Origin of the sequence: Gracilibacillus salitolerans, assembly GCF_009650095.1 — a bacterium.
In the GTDB taxonomy this organism is placed as follows: domain Bacteria; phylum Bacillota; class Bacilli; order Bacillales; family Amphibacillaceae; genus Gracilibacillus; species Gracilibacillus salitolerans.
On the sequence record NZ_CP045915.1, the window covers coordinates 783,135 to 799,715 of the forward strand.

Consider the following 16,581-nt stretch of genomic DNA (forward strand, 5'->3'; position numbering starts at 1 on the left):
TCCATTCTGATTAATGATGAGTGCTTAGAAACGCTCCGGCAAAATACTGCGCTTTCCGTAGCGACGATCACGCACTCATCAATAAAGAATGGAAGAAAGTGAATCTAAAAAGTATAACTTTGCAGTTTATGTTAATTATGAGATTCAAGTAGATATTATATAGAAGGAAGTGGGGAAATTATGGCACTTGTTGGTGTTATCATGGGAAGTATATCTGATTGGGAAACGATGAAGCATACGTGTGAAGCATTGGAAGAACTCGGAATCAGTTATGAAAAAGAAGTCATCTCCGCACACAGAACTCCGGAAGACATGTTTGAATATGCCGAAACAGCACGAGACAGAGGTCTAAAAGTAATCATCGCAGGAGCAGGCGGAGCAGCCCACTTACCAGGCATGGTTGCCTCAAAGACCACCCTGCCAGTCATTGGCGTGCCTGTTAAAACAAGCACACTCAGCGGTGTCGATTCACTTTACTCCATCGTACAAATGCCAGGCGGCGTACCAGTCGCAACCGTCGCAATTGGCAAAGCAGGAGCCAAAAACGCAGGCATCCTCGCAGCACAAATCATTGGCACAAGCGATTCAAAAACAGCAGCACGACTAGCCAACCATCAAAACCAACTAAAAGAAAAAGTAGCAGAAATGAGGGACAATCTTGCAGACCAATAAACTATTATTCGGCTCTACTATCGGGATCATAGGCGGTGGACAGCTAGGACGAATGATGACTACGGTAGCCAAACATATGGGGTATCGTGTCATCGTACTCGATCCAACTCCAGATTGCCCGACAGCACAAGTGGCGGATGAGCAAATCGTCGCTGCATATGACGATTTAGCAGCAGTTAAACAGCTTGCAGAGAAAAGTGATGTGGTGACATACGAATTTGAAAATGTCGATTTAACAGCAGCACAAATTCTCGAAGAGGCAGGCATTCTGCCGCAAGGTGCCAACTCACTGAAAGTTACGCAGGATCGTGAATTAGAGAAAAAAGCAATGGTGGATAGTAAGCAGCCAGTAGCAGATTTTGCGATCGTGACAACAACTGAAGAATTACAAGCAGCAACTGAGAAAATCGGTTATCCTTCCGTTGCCAAAACATGCCGTGGAGGTTATGACGGCAAGGGGCAAGTTAAGCTATCAAATGACGCTGATATCGAAGCAGCAGTTGAGATGCTTCAACAAACAGATCGCTTAATCGTGGAAAAATGGGTACCTTTCGACAAGGAAATCTCGATTGTTTTCACAAGATCAGAGTCAGGAGAGATCACTTATTTTCCGATAGCAGAAAATATACACCGTGATCATATTCTCCACGCTACGATTGCACCAGCGCTGGTTTCTGAACGAATTGGAGAACAAGCCCGTCAAGCGGCAAAAGCAATCGCAGAAACAATTGGTGTTGTCGGAACTTTCGCAATCGAAATGTTCGTATGTGGTGAAGATATTTTAATTAACGAATTGGCACCACGGCCGCATAATTCAGGACATTTTACAATCGAAGCATGTGATGTCTCGCAATTTGAGCAGCATATCCGGGCGATCTGCGGATTACCACTAATTCCGATCCATTCTCATGGTGGAGCAGTAATGGTTAACTTACTTGGAAAAGACGTAGAACCTTTTTTCAGTCAGTTAGATGCTAACCCTAATGCACACATTCATATGTACGGAAAAATAGAAAACAAGCCATTGCGTAAAATGGGACATGTAACATTTATTGGGGACAATCCTTTAATCATATATAATGAACTAGTGGAAAAAAAGATAATCGAAAACTAGGAGGAAACACTTATGATCGAACGTTATACAAGAGAAGAAATGGGAAAAATCTGGACAGACGAGAATCGCTTTAACGCATGGCTTGAGGTTGAAATTTTAGCCTGTGAGGCATGGAGTGAATTAGGGATCATTCCAAAAGAAGATGTAAAAGAAATTAGAGAAAATGCATCTTTTAATATAGAACGTATTTTTGAAATTGAACAAGACACTCGTCATGATGTGGTAGCTTTCACACGTGCTGTCTCTGAAACATTAGGCAATGAGAAAAAATGGGTACACTACGGCCTTACTTCAACAGACGTTGTCGATACGGCACTTTCATATATATTAAAACAAGCGAATCAAATTATCCGTCGTGATATTGTGAACTTTATTGAGATTTTAAAAGAAAAAGCAATCGAGCATAAAAATACAGTTATGATGGGGCGTACACATGGTGTTCATGCTGAGCCGACAACTTTCGGATTGAAATTGGCATTATGGTATGAAGAAATGAAACGTAACCTTGAACGCTTTGATGCTGCTGCAAAAGTAATTGAAACAGGGAAACTGTCAGGTGCAGTTGGGACCTATGCGAATATCGATCCATTTGTTGAAAAATATGTGTGTGAACAATTAGGACTGCAGCCAGCACCAGTATCTACCCAAACCTTACAGCGTGATCGTCATGCGCAATATTTATCAGCACTGGCATTAGTCGCAAGCTCAATCGAAAAGTTTGCAACCGAAATACGTGGCTTGCAAAAAACAGAAACAAGAGAAGTGGAAGAATTTTTTGCGAAAGGTCAAAAGGGTTCTTCAGCAATGCCACATAAACGTAACCCAATCGGTTCTGAGAACATGACGGGAATGGCACGTGTCATCCGAGGTTATATGATGACATCGTATGAAAATGTGTCGTTATGGCATGAACGTGATATATCCCACTCTTCTGCAGAGCGTGTCATTTTACCGGATGCAACAATCGCCTTGAACTATATGCTGAACCGATTTGGCAATATCGTGAAAAACTTAACGGTATTCCCGGAAAATATGAAACGGAACATCGATCGCACGTACGGGGTTATCTTCTCACAACGTGTATTGCTTTCCTTGATTGATCAAGGCATGAGCCGTGAGGAAGCATATGATATGGTACAGCCAAATGCGATGAAAGCATGGGAGACGGCAACACCATTCCGTCAATTGATCGAACAAGAAGAGCGCATCACCAACACGTTATCAAAAGAGCAATTAGACGATTGCTTTGACTATACGTATCACTTGAAAAATGTGGATCAGATTTTCAAAAAAATAGGCCTGGCATAAGGAGAGGAATCCAATGAAAGACAAGCTGTTATATGAAGGAAAAGCAAAGCAAGTATTTACGGTAGCGGATAATCCGAATGTATTAGTCCTTTCTTACAAAAATGATGCAACAGCCTTTAATGGTGAGAAAAAAGCAGAGTTTCAAGGGAAAGGTCGCTATAATAACTTAATCTCTGCTAAAGTGTTCGAATACCTTCGCGAGCAGGGGATCAACAGTCACTTTAAAGAAGCGTTAAATGAAACGGAACAATTAGTTGAAAGAACAACAATTATACCGCTTGAGGTTGTCGTTCGTAATGTCGCTGCGGGAAGCATCGTCCGTCGTACAGGTATTGAAGAGAAGACAATTTTCGATCCGCCGCTAGTGGAACTTTTTTATAAAAAAGATGAGCTTGGTGATCCATTAATCAATGACGACCATGCGTTACTATTAACGGATGCAACCGAAGCAGATCTGTCCAAAATTAAACAAATGGCACTTCAAGTAAACGGGCAATTGCAAGCTTTCTTCAAAGAAATTAATTTACAGCTTGTCGATTTCAAATTGGAATTCGGTCGCAATGCTAGTGATGAAATTGTGTTATCGGATGAAGTAAGTCCCGACACTTGCAGACTATGGGATATCGCAACAGGAGAGAAAATGGACAAAGACGTATTTCGTGAAGACTTAGGTGACTTAGTTACTGTATATGACCATATTTTATCGAGACTGGAGGCAAAACAATGAAACTAGTAAAAGTACACATTACATTAAAAGAGGGCGTATTAGATCCACAGGGTAAAGCAGTACAAGGATCTTTAAATACATTAGGCTATGACAATGTCAAAGAGGTTCGTGTTGGCAAGTATTTAGAATTAACCGTGAATGATGATGCAAATATTGAATTAGAAATTGAAGAGATGTGTAACAAACTACTCGCAAACCCAGTTATCGAAAATTATTCGTATACAGTGGAAGAGGGGGTTGCCCAGTGAAATTTGCTGTGATTGTCTTCCCTGGCTCCAATTGTGACCGTGATATGTACTATGCAGCAAAAGATGCACTGGGAGAAGAAGCGGATATGCTTTGGTATCAGGAAGCAAACCTGGAAGGCTATGATGCAATTTTACTCCCTGGTGGATTCTCTTATGGTGATTATCTTCGTTCTGGTGCAATTGCTTCTACATCAGATATCGTCAAGCAATTACGAGAACAAGCAGACAAAGGGATTCCGATTCTAGGTGTGTGTAACGGATTTCAAATATTATTAGAATCCGGGTTACTGCCAGGTGCAATGCTGCGGAATAAGAATCTGAAATTCATGTGTCATTTTGAAAACTTAATCGTTGAAAACAATGACACCCTTTTTACCTCGAAATATGAAAAGGACGAAGTAGTCTCGATTCCGATCGCACATCATGATGGAAACTATTATTGTGATGAGGAGACACTTGCTAGATTAAAAGAAAACAATCAAATCGTCTTTACGTACCAAAATAATCCTAATGGTTCGGTTAGTGATATTGCCGGAATCATCAATGAACAAGGAAACGTGTTAGGTATGATGCCACACCCGGAACGTGCGGTAGAAGCGATTTTAAACAGTGACGATGGGTTAAAACTATTCCAATCTATGCTAGAAAACTGGAGGGAACGTTATGTTGCAGGCGCCTGAAATTACTCCTGAGTTGATAGAACAAGATAAAGTCTATCAGGAAATGGGATTAACAGATAAAGAATATGACATGATTAAAAACATTATGGGACGTCGCCCGAATTTTACTGAAATCGGTATTTTCTCGGTAATGTGGTCGGAGCACTGCAGTTATAAGACTTCTAAACCTTTATTAAAGAAATTTCCGACAGAAGGACCACAAGTAGTGCAGGGTCCTGGTGAAGGTGCAGGTGTTGTGGATATCGGTGATGGCCAGGGTGTCGTATTTAAAGTCGAAAGTCATAACCACCCTTCAGCGGTAGAACCATATCAAGGAGCAGCAACAGGTGTCGGCGGTATTATCCGTGACGTTTTCTCGATGGGGGCTCGTCCGATTGCATCATTAAACTCGTTACGCTTCGGTAATCTCCATACCGGTCGTGTCAAATATCTTTTTGATGAGGTGGTCCATGGTATTGCTGGCTACGGTAACTGTGTAGGGGTACCAACCGTTGGAGGAGAAGTACAATTTGATGATTGTTATGAAGGCAATCCACTCGTTAATGCAATGTGTGTTGGCCTAATCGATACGAAAGATATTCAAAAAGGGATCGCTGCCGGTCTTGGAAACACGATTATGTATGTCGGTTCTAAAACAGGTCGTGATGGGATCCATGGTGCGACATTTGCTTCGGAAGATTTATCAGAAGACTCAGAAAGCAAACGTTCCAACGTACAAGTTGGTGACCCTTTTATGGAAAAATTATTAATCGAAGCATGCCTTGAAGTCATTCAATCTGATGCATTAGTTGGAATTCAGGACATGGGGGCAGCAGGTCTTACTTCATCTGCAAGTGAGATGGCAAGTAAAGCTGGTATGGGGATGGAGATGAACCTAGACTTAATCCCGCAGCGTGAAGAAAACATGACGGCGTATGAAATGATGTTGTCAGAATCACAAGAACGTATGCTGTTATGTGTGAAAAAAGGTGAGGAACAGGAAATTGTCGACATTTTCAAGAAATACGGACTTGAAGCTGTAGCAGTAGGTCAAGTAACCGATGATAAAATGTTCCGCTTATTGCATAAAGACGAAGTAGTTGCCGATATCCCAGTCGATAACTTAGCAGAAGATGCACCGATTTTCTATAAAGAATCGAAAGTTCCAAGCTTTTATCAAGAATACCAATCCATGCCTGCGTACCAACCGGAAGTCAGTGATCACAAGGAAACATTGAAACAATTATTGCAACAGCCAACGATCGCAAGCAAAGAATATGTTTATGATCAATATGACTCCATGGTACAGGCGAATACCGTTTTCTCACCAGGTTCAGATGCGGCAGTTGTACGTGTCCGCGGATATGACAAAGCAATTGCGATGACAACGGACTGTAATTCTCGTTATATCCATTTGGATCCGGAAGCCGGCGGTAAAATAGCAGTAGCAGAAGCAGCACGCAATATCGTTGCCTCTGGTGCAAAACCATTAGCACTTACAGATGGGTTAAACTTTGGTAATCCGGATAAACCAGAAAACTTCTGGCAAATGGAGAAAAGTGTAGAAGGTATGAGTGCAGCCAGCTTAAGATTGAATACACCGGTTATCAGCGGTAACGTTTCCCTTTACAACGAATCAAACGGTCAGGCAATCTTCCCGACACCAGTAGTTGGTATGGTTGGATTACATGAATCACTTGATCATATTACTCCATCGCATTTTCAAAATGAAGGTGACTTGATTTATGTGATTGGTGAAACGGAAGCAGAGTTCGGTGGCAGTGAACTGCAAAATCTCTTGGAAGGTAAATACTTCGGTAAAGCTCCGGCAATTGATTTGGATACGGAAGCAAAACTCCAAGAGCAATTATTAGATGCAATCCGTGCTGGTCTTGTTTCATCTGCTCATGACATTGCAGAAGGTGGACTTGGAGTTGCAATAGCAGAAAGTCTTTTTAACGATAAAGAATTGGGTGCAGATGTTCAATTCGAAGGTGATCTTACAACAGCACTTTTCAGTGAATCACAATCACGTTTTGTTGTAACGGTTCCTGAGAAAGATCGTGAAGCATTTGAAGCGAAAGTAGAAGATATACAATTAGTAGGAACGGTAACAGTGACCAATCAATTAGTCGTACGTAATGGTGAGAAAGAAGCAATCACAGAAGATGTAACAACATTACAACAGCTGTGGAAAGGAGCTATCCCGTGCTTGCTGAAATCAAAGGTTTAAATGAAGAATGTGGTGTATTTGCGATTTGGGGACATGAAAAAGCAGCCGAAATGACATATTATGGCCTTCATGCTCTTCAGCATCGTGGTCAAGAAGGTGCCGGTATTGTTACAACAGATGGTGAAAAATTAAATGTTCATAAGGGCGTCGGCTTGATCAATGACGTTTTTTCAGAGGGAGAATTCTCCCGCCTGCAAGGACATGCGGCAATCGGGCATGTTCGCTATGCCACACAAGGTGGCGGTGGCTATGAAAACGTCCAACCACTTGTTTTTCGCTCACAAACGAATAGTCTGGCATTGGCGCATAACGGTAACCTCGTTAATGCTCATGCGCTGAAAAGTCAACTGGAAGCGCAAGGAAGTATTTTGCAGACTACTTCTGATACCGAGGTTATTGCTCACCTAGTGAAACGTAGTGGTAATTTACCGATGGAAGAAGCGATTTCTTCTGCTCTAGGTATGATCAAAGGTGCCTATGCTTTCTCGATTTTAACAGAGGATCAGTTGTTTATCGGATTAGATCCACGCGGTTTACGTCCACTATCAATTGGCCGTTTAGGTGATGCCTATGTGGTGGCATCAGAAACGTGCGCCTTTGATTTAATCGGTGCAACCTATGAGCGTGAAGTAAAACCTGGTGAATTAATCGTGATTGATGAGGATGGATTTAGAACAAAGCAATTCACTTCTCCATTACAACGTACACTTTGCTCAATGGAATATGTCTATTTCTCTCGTCCTGACAGTGACTTAAATGAGAAAAATGTGCATGCAAGCCGTAAAACGATGGGGAAACAATTGGCAGTTGAAGCACCAGTCGATGCCGATGTTGTCACAGGTGTACCGGATTCAAGTATTTCTGCTGCAATTGGATTTTCTGAAGCAACTGGAATTCCGTATGAGCTCGGTTTAATCAAAAACCGTTATGTCGGTCGTACTTTTATTCAGCCATCACAGGAATTACGCGAGCAAGGGGTGAAAATGAAGCTGTCCGCAGTTCGCGGGATTGTCGAAGGAAAGCGTGTAGTTATGGTCGATGACTCCATCGTTCGAGGCACAACAAGTCGCCGCATCGTCCGTTTATTAAAAGAAGCAGGTGCTACCGAGGTGCACGTTCGTATCGCATCTCCACCGATTCAAAACCCATGCTATTACGGAATCGACACTTCCACAAAAGGTGAATTAATTGCGGCCAATCATTCGATCGAAGATATGCGCGAAATTATTGGGGCAGACAGCTTATCCTTTTTATCAACTGAAGGATTGGAAGAGTCGATTGTAGAGGATCGTGACCGCCAAGAACATGGTGTATGTCAGGCATGTTTTACCGGGAACTATCCGACTGAAATTTATCCAGATACAGTAATTCCTGCTTATAAAGAATAAAAGTGTCCAATAAATTAGACGATAAAAATTCCGCACCAAAAAAGGAGTCTATAGGAATGAGTGATATTTATAAAGATGCAGGTGTCGATGTCAACGCCGGCTATAAAGCAGTCGACTTAATGAAAAAACATATCGCGAATACCAATCGCCCTGAAGTAATCGGTGGTGTAGGTGCTTTTGCAGGCCTTTTCGATATCAGTAAATTCTCTTATGAAGAACCAGTATTAGTCTCTGGAACAGATGGAGTCGGAACAAAGTTGAAACTTGCTTTCACCATGGATAAACATGATACAGTTGGAATTGATTTAGTGGCAATGTGTGTCAATGATATTGTTGCTCAAGGTGCTGATCCAATCTTTTTCTTAGATTATATTGCATGTGGGAAAAATCAACCGGAAAAAATCGAACAGATCGTAAAAGGCATAACAGATGGCTGTGTTCAATCCGATGCAGCACTTATCGGTGGTGAAACAGCTGAAATGCCAGGGATGTACGATGAGGATGAATATGATCTCGCAGGCTTTGTTGTTGGCATTGCGGATAAAAAGCAAATTATCACAGGTGATAAGATTGCATCCGGTGATAAAGTGATCGGACTTGCTTCATCAGGTGTTCATTCTAACGGTTTTTCACTTGTTCGAAAAATTATCGAAGACAAAGGCTTAAGTTATCATGACGAAATTCCTGAGCTATCGACAACCTTAGGCGAGGCACTATTACAGCCAACTAAAATTTATACAAAAGCGATTCAACAACTAAAGTTAGACCTTACGATTAAAGGGATCAGTCATGTCACAGGCGGCGGATTTTATGAAAACTTACCACGTGCATTACCCGATAATCTTGGTGTGAAAATTCAGCAAGGGTCTTGGCAAAAACCTGCTATTTTTGATTATTTGCAAAAACAGGCAGATCTAAAAGAAGAAGATATGTACGGAGTCTTTAATATGGGTATCGGTATGGCCGTTATTCTCGAAGCACATGAAGCAGATATGGCTCTCCAATTATTAGAGGACATTGGTGAAGAAGCATACGTCATCGGTGAAGTTATAGAAGAAACAGGGGTGACATTCTCCAATGACTAAATTAGCAGTATTTGCATCTGGTACCGGCAGTAATTACAATGCGATTGTCGAAGCGGTCAAAAATGGTACACTAGATGCTGAGGTGTCGGTACTTGTTTGTGACAAGCCAAATGCGGAGGTAGTCGAAAAAGCCAAATTAAATGGAACGCCTGCCTTCGTATTTGATCCAAAACAATACCGAAATAAGCAGATGTTTGAAGCGAAAATTGTTGAGGTGTTGCAAGAAGAAAAGATTGACCTTATTATCCTTGCAGGGTATATGCGAATGATTGGAAAGACGTTATTACGTCCTTTTGAAGGGAAAATCATCAATATCCATCCTTCGCTTTTACCATCTTTTCCTGGACTGGACGCAATCGGACAAGCATTTGATGCTGGTGTGAAAGTGTCAGGGGTTACCGTGCATTATGTAGATGCTGGGATGGACACAGGAAAAATTATTGCTCAACAAGCAGTTGATGTACAAGACGGAAGCTCAAGAGATGAATTACAACATGCGATTCAGCAAGTAGAACATCAGCTTTATCCAGCTACGATTCAAAAACTGATCACGAGAGGAGAATAACGTTGAAAAAACGTGCATTACTAAGTGTTTCTAACAAAAGTAATTTAGTACCTTTTGCAGAGGGACTAGGTAAATTAGGTTATGAATTAATCTCAACAGGTGGGACGTTAAGAGCATTACAAGATGCTGGTTTACCTGCAAAAGGTGTTTCCGAAATCACCAACTTTGATGAAATTTTGGATGGTCGTGTAAAAACATTACACCCATATATTCACGCAGGACTTCTTGCTCGCCGTGATCAAGAATCTCATGTGAAGCAATTGCAAGAACGTGATATTGCACCGATTGATGTTGTCGTTGTAAATCTTTATCCATTTAAAGAAACGATTGCGAAAGAAGATGTAACAGAAGAAGATGCGATCGAAAATATTGATATCGGCGGTCCAACGATGCTGCGCTCTGCATCGAAAAATTTCCGTGATGTCACTGTAGTCGTCGATCCTTCTGATTATGATGCAGTGTTAGAAAACTTAGGAAACAATGGTGGAACGGTTGAATTCCGTAAACAATTAGCTGCAAAAGTGTTCCGTCATACAGCAAACTATGACGCAATGATTGCCAATTATTTTGTAACTATTACTGATGAAGAGGACCCGGAAACATTCACCCAAACATTTGAAAAAGTACAATCCCTTCGCTATGGAGAAAACCCGCACCAACAGGCTGCGTTCTATAAAGAAGGAAATGTTAAAGGTGCTTCGATTGCCAATGCGAAACAATTACATGGTAAAGAATTATCGTATAACAACATCCAGGATGCTAATGCCGCTTTAGAGGTGGTGCTTGAATTCCCTGAACGACCAGCAGCAGTAGCTGTGAAGCATATGAACCCTTGTGGTGTAGGTGTCGGTGATACGATTTCTGATGCCTTCCAAAAAGCATATGCCGCTGATCCGGTCTCGATTTTTGGTGGAATTGTTGCACTAAACCATGAAGTGGACGAAGCAACTGCCAACCAACTAAAAGAAATTTTCTTGGAAATCGTAATTGCACCAAGCTTTTCTGAAAAAGCCTTTGAGATCTTAACCGTGAAAAAGAACATCCGTTTACTGGAAACACCAATGCAAGTAAACGAAGACGACACGAAAAAAGTAGTCAGTGTAATCGGTGGACTACTTGTTCAAGACCGTGATAATGGTAAAGTGTTAGCGGAAGATATAGAAGTCGCGACTGATCGTAAACCTGATGCAAAAGAAATCGATGAGCTTCTTTTCGCATGGAAAGTAGTAAAACACGTGAAATCTAATGCGATCGTTGTTGCAAAAGGGGACCAGACGCTTGGCGTAGGCGCTGGGCAAATGAACCGTGTTGGTGCTGCAGGCATTGCCTTTGAACAAGCAGGAGAAAAAGCACAAGGTGCCGTAATGGCATCAGACGCCTTCTTCCCAATGCCAGACACAGTAGAAAATGCAGCAAAAGCAGGCATCAAAGCGATCATCCAACCAGGTGGTTCCAAGCGTGATCAAGACTCCATTGATGAATGTAATAAACATGGAATCGCTATGGTATTCACTAAGATGCGTCACTTCAAGCATTAAGATGTAGAGGATTCTCAACAAGTTGAGAATCCTTTTTCGCAATAAATATCTTCTCATTTTTGCAATAATAAGGAGGCTCCCATGAAAGTATTAGTAATTGGCGGCGGTGGTCGCGAGCATATCATCGTCAAAAAATTAAAGATGAGCAAGCGTGTAACAGAAATTTTTGCCGCACCCGGAAACGGCGGTATTTCACAAGATGCAACATGTGTGCCAATTAAAGATGATGCAATAGAAGAATTAGTCGCTTTTGCACAAAAAGAACAAATCGATTGGACAATTGTAGGCCCTGAAGTTCCCTTAACTAAAGGTGTAGTAGATGCTTTTCGTGAAAAAAATCTAAAAGTATTCGGTCCTAAAAAAGACGCTGCTCTTATTGAGGGAAGTAAAGATTTTGCCAAAGCATTTATGAAACAATATAATATCCCGACTGCCAAATACAAGACATTTACCGATGTTGAAAAAGCAAAAGCATATATACAACAAGAGGGTGCACCGATTGTTATTAAAGCAGATGGACTTGCCGCTGGAAAAGGTGTTGTCGTTGCAATGACAGAACAACAAGCTCTAGACGCAGTGGAGAACATGTTGATTGACAATAAATTCGGTGAAGCCGGAAGCAGAGTGGTTATCGAAGAATATTTAGAAGGAAAAGAGTTCTCCCTTTTTGCTTTTGTTGATGGTGAAAATGTTTATCCAATGGTACCTGCGCGTGATCATAAGCGTGCCTATGACAATGATGAAGGTCCAAATACAGGTGGTATGGGTGCTTTTTCTCCAGTACCAGATTTAGATCCGAAGCATGTAGAATTTACCATTGAAAAAATACTCAAGCCTGTTGCCAAAGGAATGAAAAAAGAAGGACGTACCTATACCGGAGTCCTTTATGGCGGTTTGATTGAGACGAAAGAAGGGCCAAAAGTAATCGAATTTAATGCGCGATTCGGTGATCCGGAAACCCAAGTGGTATTGCCTCTTCTTGAAAATGACCTTATCCAAGTAATCGAAGACGTAACTGCAGGAAAAGATCCACAATTAAAATGGAAGAAGGGCTATGCGATAGGGACAGTAGTTGCTTCAAAGGGTTATCCCGGTTCATATGCTAAAAATGTGGTGCTTCCAGATCTTGCGGCAGATGATCAGGTCTATGTGATCCACGCCGGAACCGGCCAATCGGAAAATGGCTCATTCTATTCTACAGGCGGTCGTGTTCTTTTAGTAGGTTCGATTCAGAACAGCCCGGAACAAGCACAGAAAGAGATTTATCAATATTTGGAACGATTTGATGACACCGACGACTTTTTCTACCGAAAAGATATTGGATTCTCCAGACAATAAATATTCCACCTAAAGGGAAAGCTACTATTCATTACAGAATTAGTAGCTTTTTCTTGAATTAATGTACTTACAAAAGTATAATTACTTACATATAATAACCTGAAAGGGGAATACAAATGAAATTTCATCGAAAACCGATTACATTTGTCAGCAATGTCACCATAAAAGTACAGGACTTAGATAGATCGATTGCCTTTTATCAAAAAGTCATCGGATTTGATATATTAGAAAAAAACAAAACAACAGCTGAGCTAACCACAGATGGTACGACAAGTATTCTTACATTGGAACAACCCGAAAACGTTGAGCCAAAACAGGGACGTACAACAGGTTTATATCATTTTGCTATATTATTACCGACAAGAAAGGATCTCGCAAACTTTGTATTTTACAGTATAGATGTTGGTTTACCTTTGGCATCGTCTGATCATTTAGTAAGTGAAGCATTATACTTCTCAGATCCAGACGGAAATGGAATTGAAGTATATCGTGACAGAGATCCCGCTGGATGGACATGGCAAGGTGATCAAGTGGAAATGGCTGTTGACCCATTAGATTTTGAGGACCTCTTAAAAGAAGGAGAAAAAGGTGCATGGCAAGGACTACCGAAAGAGACAGTGATGGGGCATATTCACCTTCACGTTGCAGAGATGGAGAATACCAAGCATTTTTATGAAACAGGATTAGGTTTTGAAACGGTATCCCAATTCGGTAAGCAAGCATTATTTATTTCGACAGGGAAATACCATCATCACATAGGCTTGAACACATGGAATGGAGTAGGTGCCCCTATGCCATCAGAAAATAGTGTCGGTTTACAATCTTATACGATCACCTATCCAACAAAAGAAGCAGTCCATCATACGGTTCAAAATTTGAAAGCAATTGGTGCTTCTGTTGAGGAAGAAGAAAACCAAACTATTACGAAAGATCCGTCAGGGAATAAAATTATTATTACCTCTTAAAAAATGGAATTTCGAGATCACCAAGCTAGCTAAGCGCTTTTCTAAGTGAAATATCCGGATAAACAGTCCATAAGAATGAATCTTATGGACTGAAATTTGCATGAAATTCTTTTTCTACTACTCCACATATGTAAAACTTCTTCAAATAAATCAATCGAATAAAAGTAAGACACCAAATTGTTACCAAATTATCGTATAATTGTAAAAAGGAGGATCTCATTATGCGAAAAGTTTTAATAGCACTTAGTTGTATGATCGTTCTATCGATTATCTTATCGATTTTTTATGAGCAAAGTCGTGAGCCAGTTCCTTTACCTTTATATAATGTTGAACAGAACCAACAACAAGAAGAAAGCAATACACCAGAAGAAAAAGATCCATTAGTTCCGATAAATGTGGAGGACAAAATAGGTTACAGTCTTCAAAATGATGCATTGCAAATTACTTATGATGACGGTAATACATGGGCGCCTGTTCCTATCGAAAAAGATTTACTCTTCCAAGGAGAGTATCAAGGCAATAAAACAGAATTAATCGATAATAGTTTTATTCTAACAGAAAACGATGCTGCTTTTCTTTATTCGAATGGAGGAGTACAGGTGATCTATTCACAGAATCAGGGGCATACCTGGGAAGAGAGCATTGTAGTAAATGGGGTTCCTGCCATCAGATTCAGAAAAATAGAATTCCTTGATGATCAATTCTGGTATGTTATTTTTTCTACCGATCGAACGATGTCAGCGGAGGGATCGTTGATATACATATCTACCAATCAAGGCGAAAGCTGGGAATCTATCAATATGCCTGACACAACAAGACTAGTAGCGGATGGTGGCTTTGTTGATGAGGAGACAGGCTTTATGTCTTACGGTACGATTAACCCTGAGGAGCCAGATTTATATGTGACAAACGACCAAGGTGAAACATGGGAACGGGCAGTATTTGATATTCCTTCTCAATATGCTAGAGTCTTTGTCATTGCCAAAGCGCCATTTAAAGAAGAAGATCACCTCGCGTTAATAATGGATCAAGGACCTAATGGTGATTACTACCGAGACGGATTGATTAGAGCAAAATTCATTTCAACAGATAATGGAAATACATGGGAATTTGCAGAGGAGGTAGAACCGGAAAATGAAGAAGTGGGCTAAGTGGATCGGGATCAGCTTGTTTTTAATTGCTATTGCATTTAGCGTATTGCAAATTGGCAGTTTAATTGTTCAGTCACGTTATCAGGCGGAATACATTGATAACCGTTTATTTTATGTCTTTAATATGATCATTGCCATTAGTCTAGCGATAAGCCTGTTGTTACTACTATCATTTAAGAAAATAGCAAATAGTATTCTTGTAGCGATAGCGATATTAATCATTACCGTAAATGGTTATTTGATGTATCAAAGTAATCAAACGATTGAAAATATCACAAGTATCTCACCAGATACGAAGCAAATCTTCTCCCTGAAGAAAAATACCGACACGAATGAAGCAATCTATTATCGCAGTTATTACCGGATATTAGCTCGTCCGAAAGAAGCATTACCAAATCCAATTGCTAAAGAAGGAGAGATAAAATGGTTAGCGGATGATATTGCTGTTTTTACGTATGGAGATAACCAGGAACATATTCAGCAATTTGTAGGTACATATGGTGATCGAAATGAGAGCTCATCCTATTCTTATGTTGGAGCTCAAATTCATGGGCAGTGGGATGGGGAGAATACGAGAGTGACTGCTAGTTCGGAAGGCATTACGATTGTTCATCAGGATGACCGCCATGTGTTTGAATGGGAACAGGTGCACCAATACGGAACATTGGCTATTGTGTTAGAGGAAAATAATGGAGCGGCATGGACGATTGCATTAGGCGATGATTTTTACTTTGATCAAAACACAACAGATCCTCCTACTGGTGAAATACTTTTATACAGAGCAACGCTTGCAGATAATGAAGCAATCCCATTAAAATACCAAGGAGAAGCACATTCTATGATAGAATGAACGAAACAGCATGTATTTAATATCACAAAATGAAACAAAATCCATATAGTTTTTATCGAGGTAGAAGCATTACCACAGTGAAGACGTCATAAACGTCAGGTTGATCAGGATTATCAGGTATTCCTCGACTGGTTAGAAACACATTTCTATAAAACTGATTTTGTTAAAAAAGGAGTTTAATCATGTCACAAGCACACAAAGCAGAAGCACCTCAAACAGTAAGATGTAAAATCATTACCGTCAGCGATACACGAACAAAAGATACCGATAAAAGTGGTAAACTGATGCATCAGTATTTAGAAGGACATAATCACCAAGTCAATGCTTATAATATCGTGAAAGATGAACAGATGGAAATCCAACAAGCGATAGAAGAGGGTATTCAGCAGTCTGACATTGATGCGATCTTAATCAATGGTGGTACAGGCATCGCCAAACGAGATGTGACAATCGAAGTAGTTGAGAATATGCTAGATAAAGAAATACCTGGATTCGGAGAAATTTTTCGGATGCTTAGTTACACAGAAGATATCGGTTCAGCAGCAATCCTTTCCCGTGCAACAGCAGGTGTCGTACAGGATAAAGCCGTTTTTGCAACGCCAGGATCTTCTGGTGCCGTAAAATTAGCGATGGAAAAATTGATTATTCCAGAATTAGGACATGTTATGAGGGAGATTAATAAGGATTTATCACGGAACTAATCGTCCGTAACACCCCCCACTGAGGGAAGTCTCACTTTA

At 40.6% G+C, this 16,581-nt stretch carries 16 protein-coding genes; all 16 read left to right on the top strand.

The features are described from left to right. The first annotated feature begins 180 nt into the window (after positions 1 to 180). The 16 genes from purE (at position 181) to GI584_RS04010 (ending at position 16,542) form a co-directional block, all read left to right on the top strand. Positions 181 to 672, top strand: a complete 492-nt coding sequence (purE, locus tag GI584_RS03935) for a 5-(carboxyamino)imidazole ribonucleotide mutase (protein WP_153790317.1) — start codon at positions 181 to 183, stop codon at positions 670 to 672. Further along, complete coding sequence (gene purK, locus GI584_RS03940; RefSeq protein WP_100361927.1) at positions 659 to 1,786, top strand: 5-(carboxyamino)imidazole ribonucleotide synthase; 1,128 nt, start codon at positions 659 to 661, stop codon at positions 1,784 to 1,786. The genes purE and purK overlap by 14 nt, the downstream gene beginning before the upstream one ends. Positions 1,787 to 1,798: 12 nt before the next feature. Next, a complete protein-coding gene (gene purB, locus GI584_RS03945; protein ID WP_153790318.1) occupies positions 1,799 to 3,094 on the top strand; it encodes an adenylosuccinate lyase in 1,296 nt (431 codons plus the stop codon). A gap of 13 nt (positions 3,095 to 3,107) precedes the next feature. After that, on the top strand, positions 3,108 to 3,821 hold the full coding sequence (gene purC / locus GI584_RS03950) for a phosphoribosylaminoimidazolesuccinocarboxamide synthase (RefSeq protein WP_100361925.1): 714 nt from the start codon (positions 3,108 to 3,110) through the stop codon (positions 3,819 to 3,821). After that, on the top strand, positions 3,818 to 4,069 hold the full coding sequence (gene purS, locus GI584_RS03955; protein WP_153790319.1) for a phosphoribosylformylglycinamidine synthase subunit PurS: 252 nt from the start codon (positions 3,818 to 3,820) through the stop codon (positions 4,067 to 4,069). The genes purC and purS overlap by 4 nt, the downstream gene beginning before the upstream one ends. Beyond that, a complete protein-coding gene (purQ, locus tag GI584_RS03960) occupies positions 4,066 to 4,749 on the top strand; it encodes a phosphoribosylformylglycinamidine synthase subunit PurQ (RefSeq protein WP_100361923.1) in 684 nt (227 codons plus the stop codon). Before purS ends, purQ begins: the two co-directional genes overlap by 4 nt. Continuing rightward, positions 4,733 to 6,961, top strand: a complete 2,229-nt coding sequence (gene purL / locus GI584_RS03965) for a phosphoribosylformylglycinamidine synthase subunit PurL (protein ID WP_153790320.1) — start codon at positions 4,733 to 4,735, stop codon at positions 6,959 to 6,961. Before purQ ends, purL begins: the two co-directional genes overlap by 17 nt. Next, positions 6,937 to 8,349, top strand: coding sequence for an amidophosphoribosyltransferase (purF, locus tag GI584_RS03970; protein ID WP_100361921.1), 1,413 nt, complete (start codon positions 6,937 to 6,939; stop codon positions 8,347 to 8,349). Before purL ends, purF begins: the two co-directional genes overlap by 25 nt. A gap of 56 nt (positions 8,350 to 8,405) precedes the next feature. Beyond that, positions 8,406 to 9,434, top strand: a complete 1,029-nt coding sequence (gene purM, locus GI584_RS03975; RefSeq protein WP_153790321.1) for a phosphoribosylformylglycinamidine cyclo-ligase — start codon at positions 8,406 to 8,408, stop codon at positions 9,432 to 9,434. Beyond that, positions 9,427 to 9,999 (top strand): phosphoribosylglycinamide formyltransferase, encoded by a 573-nt coding sequence (purN, locus tag GI584_RS03980; protein ID WP_153790322.1) that lies wholly within the window; start codon positions 9,427 to 9,429, stop codon positions 9,997 to 9,999. Before purM ends, purN begins: the two co-directional genes overlap by 8 nt. 2 nt (positions 10,000 to 10,001) lie before the next feature. After that, complete coding sequence (purH, locus tag GI584_RS03985) at positions 10,002 to 11,537, top strand: bifunctional phosphoribosylaminoimidazolecarboxamide formyltransferase/IMP cyclohydrolase (RefSeq protein ID WP_153790323.1); 1,536 nt, start codon at positions 10,002 to 10,004, stop codon at positions 11,535 to 11,537. A gap of 81 nt (positions 11,538 to 11,618) precedes the next feature. Continuing rightward, a complete protein-coding gene (gene purD / locus GI584_RS03990) occupies positions 11,619 to 12,875 on the top strand; it encodes a phosphoribosylamine--glycine ligase (protein ID WP_100361917.1) in 1,257 nt (418 codons plus the stop codon). Between the two features lie 116 nt (positions 12,876 to 12,991). Continuing rightward, positions 12,992 to 13,840: a VOC family protein gene (locus tag GI584_RS03995; protein WP_153790324.1), complete on the top strand. Its 849-nt coding sequence runs from the start codon at positions 12,992 to 12,994 to the stop codon at positions 13,838 to 13,840. 221 nt (positions 13,841 to 14,061) lie between these two features. Further along, the gene (locus GI584_RS04000) at positions 14,062 to 14,991 is read left to right on the top strand and encodes a WD40/YVTN/BNR-like repeat-containing protein (RefSeq protein ID WP_153790325.1); all 930 of its coding nucleotides are present in this window, start codon (positions 14,062 to 14,064) and stop codon (positions 14,989 to 14,991) included. Beyond that, complete coding sequence (locus GI584_RS04005) at positions 14,975 to 15,841, top strand: hypothetical protein (RefSeq protein WP_153790326.1); 867 nt, start codon at positions 14,975 to 14,977, stop codon at positions 15,839 to 15,841. The genes GI584_RS04000 and GI584_RS04005 overlap by 17 nt, the downstream gene beginning before the upstream one ends. A gap of 182 nt (positions 15,842 to 16,023) precedes the next feature. Continuing rightward, a complete protein-coding gene (locus GI584_RS04010; RefSeq protein WP_153790327.1) occupies positions 16,024 to 16,542 on the top strand; it encodes a MogA/MoaB family molybdenum cofactor biosynthesis protein in 519 nt (172 codons plus the stop codon). Positions 16,543 to 16,581: the final 39 nt, after the last annotated feature.

Bases quoted from the DNA above. Each gene is read 5' to 3' on its own strand.
- GI584_RS04010 (WP_153790327.1), top strand. From the start codon at position 16,024: ATGTCACAAGCACACAAAGCAGAAGCACCTCAAACAGTAAGATGTAAA.
- purN (WP_153790322.1), top strand. From the start codon at position 9,427: ATGACTAAATTAGCAGTATTTGCATCTGGTACCGGCAGTAATTACAAT.
- purB (WP_153790318.1), top strand. From the start codon at position 1,799: ATGATCGAACGTTATACAAGAGAAGAAATGGGAAAAATCTGGACAGAC.
- GI584_RS04005 (WP_153790326.1), top strand. From the start codon at position 14,975: ATGAAGAAGTGGGCTAAGTGGATCGGGATCAGCTTGTTTTTAATTGCT.
- purC (WP_100361925.1), top strand. From the start codon at position 3,108: ATGAAAGACAAGCTGTTATATGAAGGAAAAGCAAAGCAAGTATTTACG.
- purM (WP_153790321.1), top strand. From the start codon at position 8,406: ATGAGTGATATTTATAAAGATGCAGGTGTCGATGTCAACGCCGGCTAT.
- GI584_RS03995 (WP_153790324.1), top strand. From the start codon at position 12,992: ATGAAATTTCATCGAAAACCGATTACATTTGTCAGCAATGTCACCATA.
- purD (WP_100361917.1), top strand. From the start codon at position 11,619: ATGAAAGTATTAGTAATTGGCGGCGGTGGTCGCGAGCATATCATCGTC.
- purS (WP_153790319.1), top strand. From the start codon at position 3,818: ATGAAACTAGTAAAAGTACACATTACATTAAAAGAGGGCGTATTAGAT.
- purL (WP_153790320.1), top strand. From the start codon at position 4,733: ATGTTGCAGGCGCCTGAAATTACTCCTGAGTTGATAGAACAAGATAAA.
- GI584_RS04000 (WP_153790325.1), top strand. From the start codon at position 14,062: ATGCGAAAAGTTTTAATAGCACTTAGTTGTATGATCGTTCTATCGATT.
- purE (WP_153790317.1), top strand. From the start codon at position 181: ATGGCACTTGTTGGTGTTATCATGGGAAGTATATCTGATTGGGAAACG.